Origin of the sequence: Photorhabdus sp. RM96S (genome assembly GCF_042879335.1) — a bacterium.
Classification (GTDB): Bacteria; Pseudomonadota; Gammaproteobacteria; order Enterobacterales; family Enterobacteriaceae; genus Photorhabdus; species Photorhabdus kayaii.
Map to the genome: position 1 here is coordinate 1 of NZ_JBHFKT010000324.1, position 214 is coordinate 214.

The 214-nt window shown below is 52.8% G+C and carries 1 protein-coding gene; it reads right to left on the reverse strand.

Annotated features, from left to right (window positions below; all coding sequences use genetic code 11):
* On the reverse strand, window positions 1-214 hold a 214-nt coding region (locus tag ACGF49_RS25535), incomplete at both ends, for a hypothetical protein (protein WP_387493658.1).

Consider the following 214-nt stretch of genomic DNA (forward strand, 5'->3'; position numbering starts at 1 on the left):
TGTGGGGGCAGAATGTATCTGACCGGTTTGTCGGTCGGTAATCGTGATATCGGTACCCTGTGGACGGGTATGCGCCTGCCAGGCCAGCGTTTTCAGGTCAATCGTTTCTATCACTGGGGCGGGGGCATAATTGCTGCGGCTTTTTCCCTGCGAGGTTTTGGTGCCACCGAACCCGAACTTTTTCTTTTTGGTTTTTTTAGCATACCAGTGGGTC